Origin of the sequence: Candidatus Avelusimicrobium sp. (assembly GCF_050873505.1) — a bacterium.
In the GTDB taxonomy this organism is placed as follows: domain Bacteria; phylum Elusimicrobiota; class Elusimicrobia; order Elusimicrobiales; family Elusimicrobiaceae; genus Avelusimicrobium.
Map to the genome: position 1 here is coordinate 82,510 of NZ_JBNMIY010000005.1, position 18,178 is coordinate 100,687.

Annotated in this window: 18 protein-coding genes; 16 read left to right on the forward strand and 2 right to left on the reverse strand. The window is 49.1% G+C overall.

What is annotated here, in order from left to right; all coding sequences use genetic code 11:
- The first annotated feature begins 9 nt into the window (after positions 1-9).
- The 10 genes from ACR0QV_RS04240 to ACR0QV_RS04285 all read left to right on the forward strand — a co-directional run bounded on the left by ACR0QV_RS04240 (position 10) and on the right by ACR0QV_RS04285 (position 9,120).
- Positions 10-1,233, forward strand: a complete 1,224-nt coding sequence (locus ACR0QV_RS04240; protein ID WP_432634846.1) for a type II secretion system F family protein — start codon at positions 10-12, stop codon at positions 1,231-1,233.
- An 11-nt stretch (positions 1,234-1,244) separates the two neighbouring features.
- A complete protein-coding gene (locus ACR0QV_RS04245) occupies positions 1,245-1,769 on the forward strand; it encodes a prepilin-type N-terminal cleavage/methylation domain-containing protein (RefSeq protein WP_432634848.1) in 525 nt (174 codons plus the stop codon).
- A gap of 49 nt (positions 1,770-1,818) precedes the next feature.
- Positions 1,819-2,247 carry a type II secretion system protein gene (locus ACR0QV_RS04250; protein WP_432634850.1) on the forward strand — a complete coding sequence of 143 codons (429 nt, stop codon included), beginning with the start codon at positions 1,819-1,821 and terminating at the stop codon, positions 2,245-2,247.
- Positions 2,248-2,255: 8 nt separating this feature from the next.
- Positions 2,256-2,834, forward strand: a complete 579-nt coding sequence (locus ACR0QV_RS04255) for a prepilin-type N-terminal cleavage/methylation domain-containing protein (protein ID WP_432634852.1) — start codon at positions 2,256-2,258, stop codon at positions 2,832-2,834.
- Between the two features lie 9 nt (positions 2,835-2,843).
- A complete protein-coding gene (locus ACR0QV_RS04260; RefSeq protein WP_432634854.1) occupies positions 2,844-3,368 on the forward strand; it encodes a hypothetical protein in 525 nt (174 codons plus the stop codon).
- A complete protein-coding gene (locus tag ACR0QV_RS04265; RefSeq protein WP_432634856.1) occupies positions 3,365-4,075 on the forward strand; it encodes a PulJ/GspJ family protein in 711 nt (236 codons plus the stop codon). Before ACR0QV_RS04260 ends, ACR0QV_RS04265 begins: the two co-directional genes overlap by 4 nt.
- A 10-nt stretch (positions 4,076-4,085) precedes the next feature.
- Positions 4,086-4,520, forward strand: coding sequence for a hypothetical protein (locus ACR0QV_RS04270; RefSeq protein ID WP_432634858.1), 435 nt, complete (start codon positions 4,086-4,088; stop codon positions 4,518-4,520).
- 13 nt (positions 4,521-4,533) lie between these two features.
- Positions 4,534-6,168, forward strand: coding sequence for a hypothetical protein (locus ACR0QV_RS04275; protein ID WP_432634860.1), 1,635 nt, complete (start codon positions 4,534-4,536; stop codon positions 6,166-6,168).
- Between the two features lie 116 nt (positions 6,169-6,284).
- A complete protein-coding gene (locus ACR0QV_RS04280) occupies positions 6,285-7,196 on the forward strand; it encodes a LysR family transcriptional regulator (protein WP_432634862.1) in 912 nt (303 codons plus the stop codon).
- Between the two features lie 616 nt (positions 7,197-7,812).
- Complete coding sequence (locus ACR0QV_RS04285; RefSeq protein WP_432634863.1) at positions 7,813-9,120, forward strand: prepilin-type N-terminal cleavage/methylation domain-containing protein; 1,308 nt, start codon at positions 7,813-7,815, stop codon at positions 9,118-9,120.
- 132 nt (positions 9,121-9,252) lie between these two features.
- Here the strand turns inward: ACR0QV_RS04285 and ACR0QV_RS04290 are convergent, their stop codons facing one another.
- Both ACR0QV_RS04290 and ACR0QV_RS04295 read right to left on the reverse strand, forming a co-directional pair.
- Positions 9,253-10,089 (reverse strand): hypothetical protein, encoded by an 837-nt coding sequence (locus ACR0QV_RS04290; RefSeq protein ID WP_432634865.1) that lies wholly within the window; start codon positions 10,087-10,089, stop codon positions 9,253-9,255.
- Positions 10,090-10,284: 195 nt separating this feature from the next.
- Complete coding sequence (locus tag ACR0QV_RS04295) at positions 10,285-10,818, reverse strand: hypothetical protein (RefSeq protein ID WP_432634867.1); 534 nt, start codon at positions 10,816-10,818, stop codon at positions 10,285-10,287.
- A gap of 147 nt (positions 10,819-10,965) precedes the next feature.
- Between ACR0QV_RS04295 and ACR0QV_RS04300 the strand changes: the two genes are divergently transcribed.
- The 6 genes from ACR0QV_RS04300 to ACR0QV_RS04325 all read left to right on the forward strand — a co-directional run bounded on the left by ACR0QV_RS04300 (position 10,966) and on the right by ACR0QV_RS04325 (position 18,092).
- Positions 10,966-11,553, forward strand: coding sequence for an ATP-dependent Clp protease proteolytic subunit (locus ACR0QV_RS04300; protein WP_177746181.1), 588 nt, complete (start codon positions 10,966-10,968; stop codon positions 11,551-11,553).
- A gap of 381 nt (positions 11,554-11,934) precedes the next feature.
- Entirely contained in the window at positions 11,935-12,459 is a 525-nt protein-coding gene (locus ACR0QV_RS04305) for a hypothetical protein (protein WP_432634869.1), read from the forward strand.
- Between the two features lie 254 nt (positions 12,460-12,713).
- Positions 12,714-15,236, forward strand: coding sequence for an endopeptidase La (lon, locus tag ACR0QV_RS04310; protein WP_432634871.1), 2,523 nt, complete (start codon positions 12,714-12,716; stop codon positions 15,234-15,236).
- 105 nt (positions 15,237-15,341) lie between these two features.
- Complete coding sequence (locus tag ACR0QV_RS04315) at positions 15,342-15,851, forward strand: flavin reductase family protein (protein ID WP_432634873.1); 510 nt, start codon at positions 15,342-15,344, stop codon at positions 15,849-15,851.
- A gap of 44 nt (positions 15,852-15,895) precedes the next feature.
- A complete protein-coding gene (gene era, locus ACR0QV_RS04320) occupies positions 15,896-16,807 on the forward strand; it encodes a GTPase Era (RefSeq protein ID WP_432634875.1) in 912 nt (303 codons plus the stop codon).
- A 592-nt stretch (positions 16,808-17,399) separates the two neighbouring features.
- Positions 17,400-18,092 (forward strand): type IV pilin protein, encoded by a 693-nt coding sequence (locus ACR0QV_RS04325; protein WP_432634877.1) that lies wholly within the window; start codon positions 17,400-17,402, stop codon positions 18,090-18,092.
- Positions 18,093-18,178 lie beyond the last annotated feature (86 nt).

Sequence of the window (18,178 nt, forward strand, 5' to 3'; positions counted from 1 at the left end):
AGAGGGTTTATGCAAAAATATACTTATACAGTTAGAGATGGCAACGGCAAAACCATTAAAGGTTCCGTTTCTGCGGATAACCGCGAAAAAGTAATTCTCGCCCTTCAAAACAAAGGGTATTTGGTTTTGGACGTACAGGAAGGCGGCGGTGGCCTGTTTGGCGGAGGCGGTTCGTCCAAAAAGAAGGGCGGCAAAGTTCCCGGCCACGTTTTGGCGTTCTTCGCAGAACAGTTGTCCACGCTGATTGCCGGCGGTGTGCCGCTGGTGCGCGCCGTGTCGCTATTGGGTGAATACGCTTCTAACCCCACCTTGGGCTATGTGCTTACGCAGGTAGCCAAGGATATTGCAGGCGGTCAGTCCTTGCACTCGGCCCTTGCCCAACACCCCAAAACGTTCAGCCACATTTGGCTGTCCTTGGTGCAGGCGGGCGAAGTGGGTGGTCAGTTGGCCGATACCTTGATGCAGATTTCGCTCTATACCAAAACGCAGGAAGGGATGAAGAGCAAAATCATCACGGCTGTAACGTATCCGGCTATCTTGATGTTGGCCTCTGTCGGCGTGCTTATTTACTTTATTTTGGGTATCGTGCCGACGTTCGCGCAAATCTTTAAGGACTTTAACATTGATTTGCCGATGATTACGGTCGTCGTCTTAAATGTTTCCAGTTTGCTGATTAACAACGGTATTTTGATTATCGTGTCCGCGATTGCCCTGTTTGTGGCGTTCCGCTTCTACATCAAAACCGTGGACGGCAAAAAACGCTGGCACGCATTTTTGATTTCTATGCCGCTGTTCGGTAACTTCCTTAAAAACATTTATTACGACCGGATGCTTTCCACGCTTTGCACCTTGCTCAAAAGCGGTGTAACCATTTTGAACGCTATCTTGGTATTGGAAGAATCCTTTGACGGTAACGTCATCATCCAAAACGCCTTAAAGCACGTCCGCACGGAAGTAGCGGCCGGTAAAGCCATTTCCGAATCGTTCCGCGCCACGGGCGTTTTCCCAGGCTTGATGACGGAAATGATGCTGATGGGTGAAGAATCCGGTAAACTGCCCAGCATTATCGGCACGCTTTCCAAATTCTATGCTGATAACGTGGACCAGTTTATTGCCCGTTTCTCCGCGGTGATTGACCCTATCTTAATCTGCGGCGTCGGTGCGCTGATTGGTATCATTGTAGCCTCTATTTTCTTGCCTATCTTTAAATTGTCCCAAATCGGCGGCAACTAAGGGGGGAGAAAATGAAGAAAGGTTTTACATTGCTTGAAGTGCTCATTGTAGTGGTGATTGCGGTGTCCGTTGCGGTGTTTGCCGTGCCGGCCTATAAAAAAACGCAAGATAAAAACCGCTACTTGGCGGCCCAAGGCGTACTGATGGACTTGGGCAACGGCTTGCGCACCTTACAGGCGGAAGGATATGCCTTCCCTACCTCGGCCCAGCAGGTAACTTCCTCTAATATGAGCGGTACGCTGGGGGCGGATGTGGCGGTAACCAATACCAACTATCAAAAGGCCTTGGCGGTGCGCAAATATATGTCGCCGATTCCGTTTGATAACACCTCTACCAGCGTTTATAAGGGCTACAAATTTTACGCTTGCCCCGTGAACGCGGCTTCCTCTACCGCTTGTTGCAACAGCAACGCGGGGGTAGTGGCCTGTATGGAAGACAGCACCTTTAAATCTGTGGCGGACAGCCCGACGGCGGGTCAATATTACCGGGCCACTTTCTTGCGTAGCGGCTCTATCAAGCGTATTCCCAAAAACTAAACTTGACAAAGGTACAAAACTGCGCAATACTGTATTTATGGGGAGTTTTATGAAGAGAAATGGTTTTACCTTAATTGAACTTTTAATTGCGGCCACGATTATCGGCATTTTGGCGGTGTTTGCTACGGTGGCTTACCGTAACAGCGCCTCGGATGCGCGTGCGGCAAGTGCCAAGGCATACGCCAATGCCCTCGCTCAGGCGGCCCAGCGCTATTTGCTGGACCCGTCGGCCTGCTATTCGTCCAATGTGGCGATAACCTCTACCCCGACGGTGGGCGCCTTGGTGCAATGTGGGCTGTTGGAAACGGACCGTTCGGGCGACAGTTCGGAATATTTTTCCTATGCGTTGAATCCGTCCGATTCCTCTTGTTTTGTAAAAATGACCCCCAAATCTGCCTATTTAGGCAAACTGTCGGACCGCTATAAAAAATATTCTTACTGTGTGTCCGATGCCGGGGTAGGTGTGGAAAGTTTTTAGGAGCCTTTATGACGAATAAAAAAGGTTTTACGTTAATGGAAATTTTGGCGGTGTTGCTGGTAATTGCCGTAGTGGTCTCTATGGCGGTGCCGGTGCTGCGCTCCGTCCGTTACGAGGTAAAAAACGGACAAGCCAAAACTGCCGCCCATAAACTGGCCCAAGCCGTGCGCGCTTATTACCAAGTCAGCCGCGGCGGCGTGCCCAGAGGGCAATCCTTCACGCCCACGGTGGCTGCCGATAAAACAAATGTCGTTTTGGCCGCCGCTTCTGCCTGTGTGGCTCCGTCCGAAACGGGGATTCCGCTCCAAAAAACAAACGGCACGGTGGAAATTAAACAGTTGTTTGCGTGCGGTTATTTGTCGTTTAAAGATTTTATTAGTTTACCTTATACCTTTATGGTGTGCGACCCGCGCCCCGGCGAGGTGCCCAATGAAACTTGCCGTTTAACCGAAGCCACGGGCACCAATACGCCTATTGTGGTGGTACTCGGGGCGGACGGTTCCGGCGATAAATATGATGCAAGCAAAAATGCGGCTTACCATATTTATGTGGACCAGTCTATGAAGGTAAAGGATTCCTCCAAGTAGGAGTATAGTATGGTGCAATTTTTAAAACGTGTTTTAACTAAAAAGAAAGGTGTAACCATTTTGGAAGGGCTGATTGCCTTGGGGCTCCTGGCGCTGGTAGCGGCGGGAACCTTTGGCGTATTGCTTTCTGTGGCGCGCAAATCGGGTGCGCCGGACATCCGCGAGGAAATGGTGCTTGCGGTGGAACGCGCCAATGACCAGTTGCAAATGTACCCGTCGGGTATGGTAAGCGGTATGAGCAACAGCAAACTTTATGAACAATACGCTAACGGTATGTGCGGGGGAAGTTTGATTCCGTCGGATGTGCGCGTTTTTGACAGTTCCCCTATGTCGCTGGGTACGCATAACATTAAATGTATGTTGCCGCCCCTGTGCGATTACAGCAATTCCAAGTTTACTTATACGGTGGTGGAATCCAGTTTCACCACGCACACTTACGGCACGGCCAATATGGTAACGGATTATGCTTCTGCTTTTCCGACCAAGGGCCGCCAAGTTACCTTTGAAATTACGTGCAACGGGTTTACGTTATGATGAATAAAAAGGGTTTTACCTTAACTGAAATTTTGTTAGCGGTGATGATTGTGGGCATCATCGGCGTGGCGCTTGCCTCTTTGACGACGGCTGCCTCGCGCGAATCGGGCGTAGGCCGCAGTAAAGTAATGTTGCGTAACAACTTGTCTATTGCCTTGCGCCAACTGCGCCTAGACGTGCAGGATTCCACGCGCGTGCTTTATGTCCGCGGTAGAATTGACAGCGCTTCGGCCGGAACGAAAATTCCCCTTTTGGCTTTGGCTAAAAACGAGGATATTGACGGCAACGCCATTGGCTCGGGCAATTCTTATGTTACCTATTGTTTTGTGCCGGGCAGTAAAACGGCCGCGCCGGACAAAAAAGCCCTTTCGGGCGGAACGATTTACCGCCACGAAGGAACGGTATCTTGGAGCGGGAGCGCGCCGTCTTGCAGTTATGATACCAATACGGATGTATTCCTTTATAACGTAAAATTTATCCCGCCGATTGGTTCGTCCGGTTCGGACAACTATTACCCGGTGCCGTTCTTTGGGCCGGAAACGTATAGCATAAAGGATAACAGCGCGTCGGCTGTTTCCGTGCGCCGCAAGGATTTGGGCAGTATTTTACAGGTGCGTTTGATTACCGAGTTGGACAGTACCCCGGTGGTAAACGACGCCGTAGAACAAATTTTTATGTTGCCTAACGGTTACAGAGTAAAGGCATAAGGGGTCTTATATGAATTTTAAAAACAAAAAAGGTGCGGCTTTATTGCAAGTTTTGTTGGTTACCGTTATTTTGGCGGGTATGGCTACTATGCTCCTGCGCGCCAGTTTGTCCCGCACGACCGCCGCGCGCAAAACGCGCCGCACGGTTTCTGCGCAGATGCTGGTAAACTCTTGTATGGCGCAAATAAACAGTATGTGGGCCGCCAAAAGCCCCGAAATGTTCGCGCGCGATATGAACCAGTGCATTATGTATTGCAAGGACGCTTCCACGGGTAACTGCCCTACCGCCCAAGTAGAAAAAACGTACAAATGCAATATTTCGCTCAACGGTCAAACCTATACCGTTACCGCAGCGTTTGACTCTACGGGTACCGATGCCGTCATCAATGCGGATAACAAGTGCAAACTGACCTATACGATTGATTCCAGCGTGGACGTAATGTAAGCGGTGGCGGGGTATGAGAGCGATTTTTATTTTACTGGCGGCTTGCCTTTTAGCGGCTCCGGCGTATGCACAGCGGGTTTCGGTGCAGAACCAGCCTGCCCCTGTAATAGTGGACGAGCCGGACTCCAATATAGACTTATTAAAGCAATCTATTGAGGCTTCCCAGCCAACGGTTGCGGTCCCTAAAACGGCGGCTCCTGCGGCAAAAACGCCCGCCCCGGCAGTAACTACTGCGAATACCCCGGCTTCGTCTGCTCCGGCTAATTCCGCCAATACCTTGGATATGCCACTTTCTATGGGCGGTACGGTAACGTCGGTGCAAACTTCGGTGGCTCCGGCTAAAAAAACGCTTTCCCCGTCCGCGGCTAAGCGCGTGCAGGCCGCTAAATCCAAACGCCGCACCGCGGCCCAAACCAACACGGCTAAAAAAGCCGCTTCCCCGCAAAAGGCCGTAAAACCCACGCAACTAGAAAAAGATATTGAAAAAAATAACGCCCTTTTGCCGCCCGGCGAACAGGCCGAAAACGAAGCCGAAGCGGAAAACACCGAAGAGGAATCCAGCGAAGAAGCCGCCGCCGACGCGGAACTGGAATACGCGGTGCGTATGTTGGAAAAATCCAAAGAGGCCGCCGAATCCGCCGGACGGAAAATCCCGGCGCCCGCCTCCCAAAACCGCCCGAACAAGGTTCCCGCGCCCAATAAAAAATTTAACCCCAATGCCTTCCGCCCCGGCGTAACGTGGGTGCCTTCGCAAAGTACGCACTTTGAAATTTACACCCAAAAACGCACGGGCAGCGGGATTAGTTCATCCAATATGTCTATGACGTTTGAAAACGCCTACCAAACCTTGCGCCGCTTTATCCCGTGGATGATGTCCGGTAAGGTGCGCGTGTTTGTGTATCAGGACCACCAATCCTACTTGCGCTACGAACCCAACGCCAAGGCGTGGTCCGGCGCGCTTGCGTACCCGACGCGCGGGGAAATCATAGTCTATGACACGCCCGGCAACAAACAGGGCCAAAATTTAAAGGAAAGTTTTACCCACGAACTGACCCATATTTTTACCCAGCAATTTTTTGACAGCCATAAAACGGGCCGCATTATGACGCCCACCTGGCTGGATGAGGGCTTGGCTGTTTTGTTGGAAGACCAGTCCTATGCAGGCGGGAACGGGCCGTGGAATAACGATTTTAAAACGCTTAATTTCCAGCGAGACCCCGCCAATAAACCGGGCTTCGGCAGTTTTTCCTCGTCCAGTTCCTTTGGCAAGACCTTAACCGCCAAACGCCAAGGCCCGCCGCAATATTTGGTGCCGTTTGACCAGTTTATGGAAGAGGGCTCCTTGGAAATGGCGGAAAGCCGCAACAAAACGCAGGACTGGTATTTCCAAGCCTATGCGATGGTGCGCTTTTTGTTAAATCCGGCGGGGGGAACATCACCCTCTAACCGTATGCAATTTGAACAGTTTACGCGCCTTTTGGCGCAAGGGGAAGCCGTGCGCGACCCAGCGACGGGATTTTTGCAAAAGGATTCCCGCGGCAAAACCGTTTACCAGCCCTACTCGGTGGAAAAGGCCTTGGGCCGTTCGTACCGCTACGCTACCGCATCCGCGTTTGAAGATGCCTTTTGGCGGTGGGCTAACCGGTAAATTTTAGCGGAAAAAGGATTGCGTTTTCCGTTAGATGTGATATAATTTAGTTATAGTAAATCGTGCAGTTTGATACCATTTATTTATAAAAATTAAATAAATACATAGAGTGGCTTATGGAATTGACAGAACTGGTATATTTTACAACGATTGCGCACACGGGCAATATGTCCCGTGCGGCTGCCAAATTAAAAGTATCTCAGCCCGCATTGAGCGTGGCTATTAGAAAATTGGAGCGGGATTTGGATATGCCGCTCTTCGTCCGTGCAAATAACACCATTATGTTAAATGCGGCCGGAAAGAGAGCCGTGGTATTTGCGGACAATATTTTGAACCAAGTAAACGAAATGCGGCAATTCTACCGTGCTTATGGGGAACGCAACACGGCGGCGACGCTGGCGTTTACGGACCCGGGGCCGATGCGTTTGGTGGTGCCTTTCTTCCAGAAGTATTGCACCCAAACTAAGATTTCTTCCTTACAACTGCACTCGGATAGCGAGGTGGGGCAAACCTTGGAGGAAAAGAAGGCCGATGGCGTCGTGTGTTTAGCGGGCCCGCGTAAAAACAAAAAAGATTTTGAAAAAACTTCCGTAGCCAAAGAAGGTTTATATTTGGCGGTGCCGAAAGACCACTACTTGGCCAAACGGAAATATATCCGTTTGGATAAAGAAAAGAATTTGGACTTGGCCGTGTTGGCGGAAGACGGCGCATATGCGCAATATTTGGTGCCGTTTTGGGAGAAATTTTCTAAACGCCATAAAATCACTATTTACAAGGATTACGAAGCGTTTAAGAAAGCGGCTTTGGAAAACCCTCATCAGGCCTTGGTGCTTAGCCGTTTGGCCCGCCGCTATTATCAGGAAGATTACGGCCGTGTGATTATGCCCATTAACGATAAAGGGTTGAGCGTGCTGTATTATTTGGTATATCTTAAAAATAATGCAGAGTGCTTGTTCCCTATTTTGCATTGGGCAAAAACACGGGAAAACACCTTGTTAAATGTTATCCGCCCGTATTCCAATATGTAATGTAATTCTAAAACCTAAACAAAAACCCCGCTGGGTGCATCCCCGGCGGGGTTTTTTGTCGTTTATAAAAATAAAGGTCATCCTGGAATGTTTCTGTCCAGTATCTGTTGTTTTCCTCTTTTTTTATAACGACAGATCCTGGAACACTCCGCGCCGGCTAACCTTCCAGGATGACGACAGCAACAATGCAAAAGACCAACAACTCAATCGGTAGATCCTGAAACAAGTTCAGGATGACCTCTTTTTTAATAAGAGGCCTTTTTCTCTTTTGTCATTCCCGAGTGTCGTAGTCGGGAATCTGTTTTGCCGTTGTTATGCCCTTCCGAAACGACGGATCTCCGAACCCTGCGGGCGGTCAATTTCTCGGGGATGACGGCTAAACAATGTTGTTTTTGCCGTTGTTTTTTCGCTGTTTATCGTAGGGGGCTTGACCCGTTTTTTTTTTTTGGTAAATTTTGATTAGCGGCAAGTTTATGAGGGGGGACGTATGCGGCAGTTAAAAGCCGCTAAAAAGGCCGTTTTTGCTGATTCTTTCTGTCCCTCCTCTAACAAGACAGAAAGCCACGGGACGTACGAATAATAGCCCGTACGTCCCCTATTTTAAGGGGAGGGAAAAATGAAAAATAACCGAAAGAAGAAAGCGTTTACGCTTACGGAACTTTTGGTAGTAGTCATCGTGATAGGCGTATTATCCGCGGTGGTGCTTCCAAAATTCAGTAAAGTGATAGAAACGCGCAAAACGACGGAAGCCGAAGAAATGATGGCTGCCGTTCGTACTGAACAGGAAAAACGCTGCGCCTTGGATAAAGCCTACACAACAGACGCGGCTACGGTCAATTTGGCCTCGTTAAATACCAAAAACTTTAACTATACGTTAAAGAATACGGGTATAGAGGCGGCGAGCACGGGTAAATACGGCTACACTTTGAAAATGCCGTCTTACCGGGACGGTCGCCTGTGCTGTGATAGCGCGGAACAATGCGCGAAACTCAATAAAAATTATCCCTTGTGTAGCGAATTGACCGCGAAAGCGGACTACACGAGCGGCACGGAGTGCGCGGTGGGGACGCCTGAACCTCCACAGCCGAAAACTTGCGAAGGTTCTTCTACGCAAGCCTGCGGGTGTAAAAACGGCGGGACGCAAACGAGAACCTGCGACACAACCACGGGCACTTGGAGTGCTTGGAGTACCTGCTCTATTGCGGACACCTGCGAGTGCACTGGCACGCAACCTACTTCCAGCCAAACTTGTAATAGTTGCGGCACCCAAACGCGTACGATAACCTGTAACTCGGCCACCGGTGAGTGGGCTACGGGCGAGTGGGGGTCTTGCAGTAAAACGGAGGCAGAGTGCAATCAAACGGATTGCCCTGATGGAAAAGAGTGGAACGCTGAAAAGCAAAAATGCGTGTGCCAATTTGAGGATTTGCATAAAAGTATGTGTGAGCAAGATGTACAAAATATTTTATGTGAAGATGGCTTTTCCCACCCCACTTGGAGCCGTTGGAACGAGGACACGTGTGAGTGCGAAGATGATTGTGGTAAACAAGATGATAATTGTGTGGCGAGCGTAAGTGTGATACCTTATTCGGAAATAGACGGAGACCCAGCGGATGAGTGCGATGGAGACGGCACACACTCTTATTCCTGTCCCACATTATTAAGTCGGAAATTTGAGTGTTTTGATAGGTATTTGGTTGGGGGCAGTTCCGGCGGAAGTAGTGCTAGTTGCGGGGATGCCTTGATAACGTGTACAGGAAATACCGTTAGAAGATGTATTAATGGCCGTTGGCAATGCCAAGACCCAACTTATGATAATTGCCCTGGGGGTAAATGCAACGAAGTAGATACCAGTATGGGGCAAGTGGGTATGGAGCGTATTGAATATGCCCGAGTGGTTTGTTGCCCGACGCTAGATTATTAATATCCGTAATTGTTTAAAAAGGCCCTGCTTCGGCGGGGCCTTTTTGCGTGGGACGATTGCTTGTTTGAGCGTCTGGTTAATAAACGAAAACCCCCGGGTTTGGAGCCCGGGGGACCTTATAAACTGCTTAAATTATTTTTCGGCAGGATGATATTTTACCGGTTTTTCGGCTTTCTCGCAGCGGTGCTGCATACCGTGGTAGAGTACGTCAATATCGTATTTTTCGCCGCATTTGGGGCAATAGTTATCGTCTTTGGCGGTGGACACCGTTTTGCCCGTGTTGGGTTGAACGCCTACGGCGCTGCCCGTTTCCGGGGCCGGGGTGCAAGTGTTGTTCGGATCTGCCGAGCAGGGACTGTACATAGAGTGCATTACTTTACCACAACGACGGCATTTTACAGGTGCTGCTTCGGCAACTGGCGCGTTGCGTTGAGCATCTAATTGTTGGTAATAGTATTCAAAAGAGTGTTCCGGGTAACCGTTGTGGTCATCGCGGTCTTTTTGCAGCAAGGCTTCGGCTCTGTGTACCAAAACGGGATCCAATTCATAGAGTTCGTTCACACCTAAAGCTTGCATACTGGCTCTGTAAGCGGCTTGCTCTTCCGGTGTAAATTGCGCATTGGCTTCGGCTTCGCAGCGGTGCTGCATACCGTGGTAAAGTACGTCAATATCGTATTCTTCGCCACATTTGGGGCAGCGGGTTTCCCGCGGTTCAGTCTTGGCAGCGGGTTTGGCCTTTTCTGCTTTCGGGGCGGGGAGGCAGACTAAATCCGGGTCCGCCGGGCATCTGCCGGATGCTTCGGTAATTTCCTGCCCGCACCAGCGGCATTTTTCGCTATGGTGTTTCTTTTGCTGGCGTTGAATTTGGCGCTGAATTTTAGCACCCAAATCCTTGTTATTCTGCGCCATAAGCGGCGTACAGACGGCAACGGCTAACAATGCGGCTAACATCCATTTGAAACTTTTCATAGAATCTCCTTTTGATAGGTACAGCCTTGGAACTTTTTGTATATTTCCTTACTTGTAGTCTAACTGTTTTTGGGTGCGGCGTAAAGGGCCGTTAGACCTAGGACCCAATAAAAAAAAGGCCTATATTCTTTTGGGCCCTTTCCCATAAAAAAGCCCCGCTGTTTGGCGGGGCTTTTAAAAACATATCCAGTTTTTTTATTCGCCTTGGGGCAGCATACCCTGCAACATAATGGCTTGCAATTCCCCGTTCAGTACGGCGGCCGCCGTTTCGTTCAGCAGGCCTTTGCCCTGCGTATAAGTAATGGCCGTAATGAAAGTGATAAATGTGGCGGTTTCTTCGTCAACAGCCGTTTTGGGGTAGGCGGGCTGATTGGCGATTAACTGGCTGCTCAATTTGCGCAAAAGGGGTTCCACTTCGTCGGCGACCTCATCGGAAGTCGTTTTGATTTTATTGAAGGCCGCGGGGATATCTTTTTCCAGAGCTTTTTCAATGGCTTTGTCGGTATCCGTCATTTGTTTTAAGTCGCGGTGCGCATCAAAAATTAACAAACCCAACTGCAAGGCTTGCTGGGTGTTTTTTAAAGTTTGTTGGTCCACCTCGCCTTCTTGGGCGGCTTGGGCTCCGGCGGCAACGGATTCTTCAATCAGCGCGCTGTTGCTGGATGCGTTGGCGGCAAAAGCGGCGGTAGAAAGCATTAAGGCGGTGAATAGTACGAACAGTTTTTTCATAAATCCTCCTAAATTTTTACTTCTATACTAATAAGATAGTAAATAAACGGCAAAAAAACTAGGGGGATTTTAGACCTATTCCACCGGCCCAAAGGACCTATAAAAATGCTGGGCCCGTCAGCCGGAAAATATACTACAATATACAATATGATTATACCTACTATTATTGAAAAAAATGTCGGTTATGATATCTTTTCCCGCTTGCTCAAAGACCGTATTATCTTTGTCGGCGGGCGCGAAGGCGAGGTGGACACCGCCAGCGCCAATATGATAATCGCCCAGTTGCTGTATTTGGATGCGGACGATTCCAGCCGGGAAATTAACCTTTACATCAATTCCCCCGGCGGTATGGTAACGGCCGGTTTGGCTATCTATGATACGATGCAATTTATCAAGGCCCCGATTACCACTATTTGTATGGGGCAGGCGATGAGTTTCGGCGCGGTGTTGCTGGCGGCGGGCTCCAAGGGCAAACGCTATGCTTTGCCGCACGCGCGCATTATGATTCACCAGCCGTTAATTTGGGGCGGCGGCATTTCCGGGCAGGTAACGGATATTGAAATTGAATCCAAGGAATTGCGCGACAATAAAGAGCATTTGTTGGATATTTTAGCCAAGCACACGGGGCAAGATAAAGAAAAAATCCGCCGCGACAGCGAACGCAACTATTATATGTCGGCGCAAGAGGCCAAGGAGTATGGGCTGATTGACGAGGTATTGCCCCTTAAAAAGTAACGGCTTTTTCAGTTGCGGGGATATACGCACGAAGCGTCAAACGTAAAGTTTGGCGCTTCGTTGCTTATAAGGGCCAACTATTTGCCAAATTCGTTGCATTTGGGCGTCTTTCGGGGCTTATGTGGCATACAGCCACACCGCGCCCCGACTACATCCGCCCAACTGCTTAGAATTTGACAAATCAGGCAATCGTCTAAAAAATTTTCAGTTGGTACGGACGGCGCTTGTAGGACGACTTTTTCAGTTGGTTCGTTACCGCACAGGACGCAAAACGTAAAGTTTTGCGTCCTGTTGCTTATTAGGATAAACAATTTTCCACCTTTGGGCAATTTTGCACCGACTTTGCCCTTGGAGCCCTCGCAGGCTACCGCGGGCAAACTTATGGTGCAAACTTGCCACAAAGTTGAAAAATCATATAATCTTCTAGTTAATTTTCAGTTGGTTGCGGACAGCATTTGTAGGACGGCTTTTTCAGTTGTTGCGAATGGCGTACGAGGAACAAAGAGTAAATCTTTGTTCCCCGTTACTTATCAGGGCCAATCATTTGCCAAATTCGTTGCATTTGGGCGTCCGTTTATTTACTTTTTGTGCCGACAAAAAGTAAGCAAAAAACTCGTCGCCCAACGCGTTATAAAAGGCAGGCTTAAACGGGTATTTTTACAACTCGCCCGATTGGCTCAAACAAGTAAAAATACTTTTCCGTTTAAACCGCCTTTTAAAGGCAACGCAAAAGGGCGACAAGTGTTGTTTGCCTGTTGTATTGTAGTGGTCGTCATCCTGGAAAGTTGTAGTCCAGGATCTGTCGTTACTCAAAAAGAGGAAAACAACAGATACTGGAACGCTCCGCGCCGGCAAACCTTCCAGTATGACCTTTATTTTTATAAACAACCACTACCCAATCGGTAGATCCTGAAACCTATTAATGGACCCCGTACAGAAACACTACGGGGTGCCGCTAAGTGGTAAGAGCGGCAATTCAGGATGACTTTTTATAGTAACTTTTATTGTTGCCTTTTGCCCCACTTTATCAAAATTAGCAACCAAATAACACATTTGCTAATTTTAGCCTAATTTGCTACAATCTATAAGAGCCAAAAGCGGGGGTTTTTATATAAGACGCTTTTGGGAAACCTTTTATCCGTTACAGAGAGGGAAAAATTATGGCAGAAGAAATTAAAAAACAAACGCTTTCGTTACCGACGGTAGTGCCGGCTGTTGCCATACGCGATGTGGTGATGTTCCCGGGGATGTCGCTCCCGTTGTCGGTGGACCGCGAAAAGTCCGTTTCCGCGGTGGAACTTGCGCTGGGGGAACAGGGCAAATATATTTTGGCCGTATCGCAGAAAAATGCGGAAATTGAGGACCCCAAAGAGTCCGATATTTACCATTTCGGCGTGATTGCGCAAATTACGCAGAATTTAAAGATGCCCGACGGCTCTATGAAGATTTTTCTGCAAGGCTTGGCCCGTGCGCGCGTAACCAAATTGGAAATGAACGACGTGGCCGGGGCTTGGTTCGCTACGGTGGATTATATTGAGGAAGAAGACGATAATTCCCCGGTAGTGCAGGCCTTAATGCGCAAGGTGTTGGACGAGTTTGACCACTATGCCCGCGTGTCGCACCGGATTGCGGTGGAGGGGGTTTCCTTCCTGCGCCAAATCAACGACGCTTCCAAACTGGCCGATACAGTGGCTTCCAATATGCTCGTAAAAACCGAGCAGCGCCAAGAAATTTTGGAAGCGGTGCATATTAAAGACCGCTTGGAAAAAATCTTAAAACTCATTACCAGCGAAGTGGAAATTTTGGGTTTGGAGGAAAAAATTCACTCCAAGGTCCGCGCGCAAATTGAAAAAAACCAAAAAGAATATTATTTGAACGAGCAAATGAAGGCCATCCAAAAGGAACTCAGCCAAAAGGATGATTTCCAGAAGGAATTGGACTCTTTACGCGCGAAAATCAAAAAGAACGGGCTGCCTCCGCAGGCCAAAGAAGCGGCGGAAAAGGAAATTGACCGTTTGTCCAAAATGGCGCCTTTCTCGCCGGAAGCGACGGTCTCGCGCACGTATTTGGATTGGCTCGTCAATATGCCTTGGAACCAAACGACCGAGGATGTGTTGGATTTAAAAGAAGCCAAAAAGATTTTGGACGAGGACCACTTTGGGCTGGAAAAACCCAAAGAACGTATTTTGGAATATTTGGCGGTGAGCAAGTTAAATAATTCCTTGCGCGGCCCGGTTCTCTGCTTTGCGGGTGCGCCCGGCGTAGGGAAAACGTCCTTGGCTAAATCTATTGCGCGCGCTATCGGCCGCAAATTTGTGCGGATGTCCTTGGGTGGCGTACGCGACGAGAGCGAAATCCGCGGCCACCGCAGAACGTATATCGGTTCTATGCCGGGGCGCATTATTCAGGGTATCAGCAAGGCCAAAAGTATGAATCCGGTCTTTCTGCTGGACGAAATTGATAAAATGGGCAGCGACTGGCGCGGCGACCCTGCGGCGGCGCTACTTGAACTGTTGGACCCGGAGCAAAACAAAGAGTTTACCGACCACTTTTTGGACGTGCCGTTTGACGTATCCAAGGTAATGTTTATTACCACGGCGAACTCCTTGGCCAATATTCCGTCCACCTTGCGCGACCGCTTGGAAATTATTGATTTTGACGGATACACCGAGTACGAAAAACACGATATCGTGGATAAATATCTCTTGCCCAAACAAATGAAGATGCACGGGTTGAAGGAAGGCCAGTTAGAGGTTACGCACGAGGCTGTGGCCCTGTTAATGCGCGATTATGTGCGCGAAGCGGGCGTGCGCAACTTGGACCGCGAAATCGGCTCCCTGTGCCGCAAAGCCGCCAAAAAAATTGTGGAAGGCGCTAAAAAGGTAGTTGTTACCAAGGAAAACCTGCACGAGTTTTTGGGCGTGCCGCGCTATTCCAACTTTGCTACCGAGGAAAACGGCGTAGGTATTGCTACGGGCCTTGCGTGGACGAGTGTAGGCGGCGAAACGCTGTCTATTGAAGCCACCAAAATCCCGGGCAAAGGCCAACTGATTTTGACGGGTATGCTGGGCAACGTGATGAAGGAATCTGTCCGCGCCGCGCTGACGTACGCCAGAAGTCGCGGCTATGGCAAAGATGTAGATTTTGACAAGACGGACTTTCACGTCCACTTCCCCGAAGGGGCCGTACCGAAAGACGGACCGTCCGCCGGCAGTGTAATTACGACTGCCTTAACCAGCCTTTTGACGGGCTTGCCCGTTAAAAAGCACTTGGCGATGACGGGCGAGGTAACCATTACGGGCCGTGTGCTCCCCGTCGGAGGCATTAAGGAAAAATTCCTGGCCGCTTACCGCGAAGGGGTCAAAACGATTCTCTACCCGCACACCAACGAAAAAGACGTGTCCGAAATTCCGGAACGGGTCCGCAAGGAACTTACCTTAATCCCGGTGAAGCATATGGACGAAGTCTTGCCGCTGGCGTTGGAAGGGTGGAAAGAGTTTGAAGCCAAATTAAACAAAAAACGCGGCTCCAAAAAATCTGCCAAGGCACATAAAAAATCGGCCCCGGCGCGTGTAACGCCCGCCAAAAAGACGGCTAAAAAAACCGCTCCCAAAGCCAAGAAAGCCGCTAAAAAGGCGCCCGCGCGCAAGGCTGTTAAAGCCAAAGCCAAAAAACGCAAATAAGCAGTTTTTAAAAGCCCGGTCTTTTAAAAGGCCGGGCTTTCTAATCTAATAAATCCCTTGCCCTGCGCTATGGGGCCCGCTATACTTTAAAGAGGGGGAAAACATATGATTAAAAGAGTACCGTATAATTTTAACGCACAAAAGAATTTGGATATTCTTTCCAAGGCCGCCTTTTTAACCACTAAATCCGGCAATAAAATTAACACAATGGTTATTGGCTGGGGGACGATAGGCGTTTTGTGGCGGATTCCCGTGTTTAACACGGTGGTGCGCCAGAACCGCTTTACTTACGAACAAATTGAAAAATCGCACGAATTTACCGTTACAATTCCGTATGTGGATTTGCCGCAGGCGGTGGCTGTGTGTGGCACCAAGTCCGGGCGGAATATGGATAAATTAGCCGCGTGCGGATTAAAAACCGTCAAGGGGCAGAAAATTGCCACCCCGGTTTTAGATGTGCCCGGTATGCACTTTGAGTGCAAGGTGGCTTATGCGCGCTTAATGGGCGCGGAAAATTTGAACAAGGCGCTTAATGAACTGTGGTACAACAAGGAGCCGAACGATTACCATATGTTCTACTTCGGCGAAATTGTGGACAGTTATATCACCGAGTAGCGCGGAGCGTTGGCGAACGGACAAAAAATAAGTACAATACATCTATGGACGAAAAAAATTTTAAAAGCGGTTTTGCCGTATTAGCCGGCCTGCCCAACGCGGGCAAATCTACCTTGCTTAACAACCTGGCGGGCGGACTTTTGTCGCCCGTTACCAACAAACCCCAAACCACGCGCCAAAACATTTTGGCTATTGCGGACGGGGACGATTACCAAGTGGTGTTTGTGGATACGCCCGGGTTTTTAAAGGCGCAATACAAATTGCAGCAAACAATGGTGGGCTGCATTGACCGCGCCGTGCGCGAGGATGCCGATTTGGTGATTTTTTTGGTGGATGCAATGGCGGATTATGCGTTAAACGCGCCGCTGGTGGAAAAGTTAAAAACCGTTTTTTGTCCTATCTTTTTGGCGATTAATAAAATTGACCTCGTGCAAGATGCTTCTGCGCTGGACGCATTGGAAGCGCGCGTGAAGGCCGATTTAAAGATTGAAAAAACCTTCCGCATTTCCGCCGCCAACGGAACAGGGACGGACTTTTTAAAACAGGCGGTTATCGCCGCAATGCCTAATAGCCCGGCCTACTTTCCGCCCGGCCAATGGACGGACCGCTGGGAACGCTTTTACGCGGCGGAATTTATCCGCGAGCAGATTTTTAAACTCTATCAAAAGGAAGTGCCATACAGCACCTTTGTAGAGATTGAAAAATTTACCGAGGACCTCGGCCCCAAGAACTACATCCGCGCCAATATCCACGTGGAGCGAGAGAGCCAAAAGCCTATTTTAATTGGCAAGGGCGGCAGTGCGATTGCCGAACTGCGCAAGCGGGCGCAAAAGCGCATTGAAGAGTTTTTAGGGCGCAAGTACCGCCTGGAACTTAATGTAGTGGTATCGCCCAACTGGCGCAACGACACAAAGGCCTTGGAAGAATTTGGCTACATCGTGCGCGACGAAAAATAATTTAAGTTGCTTTGATATGAAAACCCCCGGAGCGCGTTGTTTGCCCCGGGAGTTTTTATAAATGGAGGGTTGGCCCGCTGGGTTTTCAGAATCTACATCTTGGGTTGTTGGTTGTTTATAAAAATAAAGGTCATACTGGAAGGTTTCTGTCCAGTATCTGTTGTTTTCCTCTTTTTGAGCAACGACAGATCCTGGACTACGACTTTCCAGGATGACGGCAAAACGCCCCAATCAGCAGGGGCTGAAAAACCTGTGGCCTGCAAGATGCGGCCCTCAGGGTGCTGTCATCCCGTAGTGTTCTTATACGGGCTCTGTCGTTGTTTGTGTTGTTGCCGTCATACTGAACTTGTTTCAGTATCCAGCGCAAGAGAGTCAAGGCTCGGCTGGACCCTGAAATAAATTCAGGGTGACGGCAAAAAATGTTGTTTGTAGTGGCCGTTTAGAGCAGTTGTTCATAAAGGGGTTGTTCCGTTTTTTTTTTTTGTTAAAATTTAGAGATTGCAGAACGCCTATACCCCGATGTGCCCGCTTTGTGAAGACTTGTATAAAAGGCCGTTTTGCTCAAATATAAAGGTCTTAAAAAGGAGAAAACATGAAAGAATTTACCTCTATTTTGTCATTCCCGAGCGTTGTAGTCGGGAATCTGTCGTTATTTAATAAAGGCAACAGAAATAACGGAGCCCCGAACCTTGCGGGCCATCTCACACTCGGGGATGACGACAATAACAACAGATCCCGTATAAAGACACTACGGGATGACGGCTTAACAACAAGCGGCCGCAAAACAAGGGCGGGTTTTACGCTGATTGAACTGTTGGTTGTTGTGCTCATCATCGGTATTTTGGCTTCGGTTGCCTTGCCGCAATACACCAAGGCGGTGGAAAAAAGCCGCTGGATGGAGGCTATCACCAACACTAAGACCATTGGATTAGCGTTAGAGCGGTATTTGCTTGCCAATCCCGGCGATTACACGACGGATATGTCCGCCCTGGATATTTCGGTCGGAACGCCGATAGATTCCAGCCGCGTACTGGCGGGTAAATTCCGCTATACATTATTCGGTGCACCGGGCGTATGTGCCAACTGGGAAGGCCGGGGCCAAAGCGAAAGCAATTATATGAATATTTTTTACGACCCGCGCGAGCACTATATGTATTGCAAAATTGCCAGCAAAACCACCAATGCCACCGCTTGGGCGTTATGCAAACAATGGAGCAATAATTGCGCCGAACAAGTCAAGCCGGCGGATACAAACTGCGGTTCCTATATTTGTTGCAAAATGTAAATAAAACCCCCGGAGCCAAAAACTCCGGGGCATTTTATAAATATTGCTCACAATAAACCCTGGGCGTGAGCCCGGGAGTTTCATTT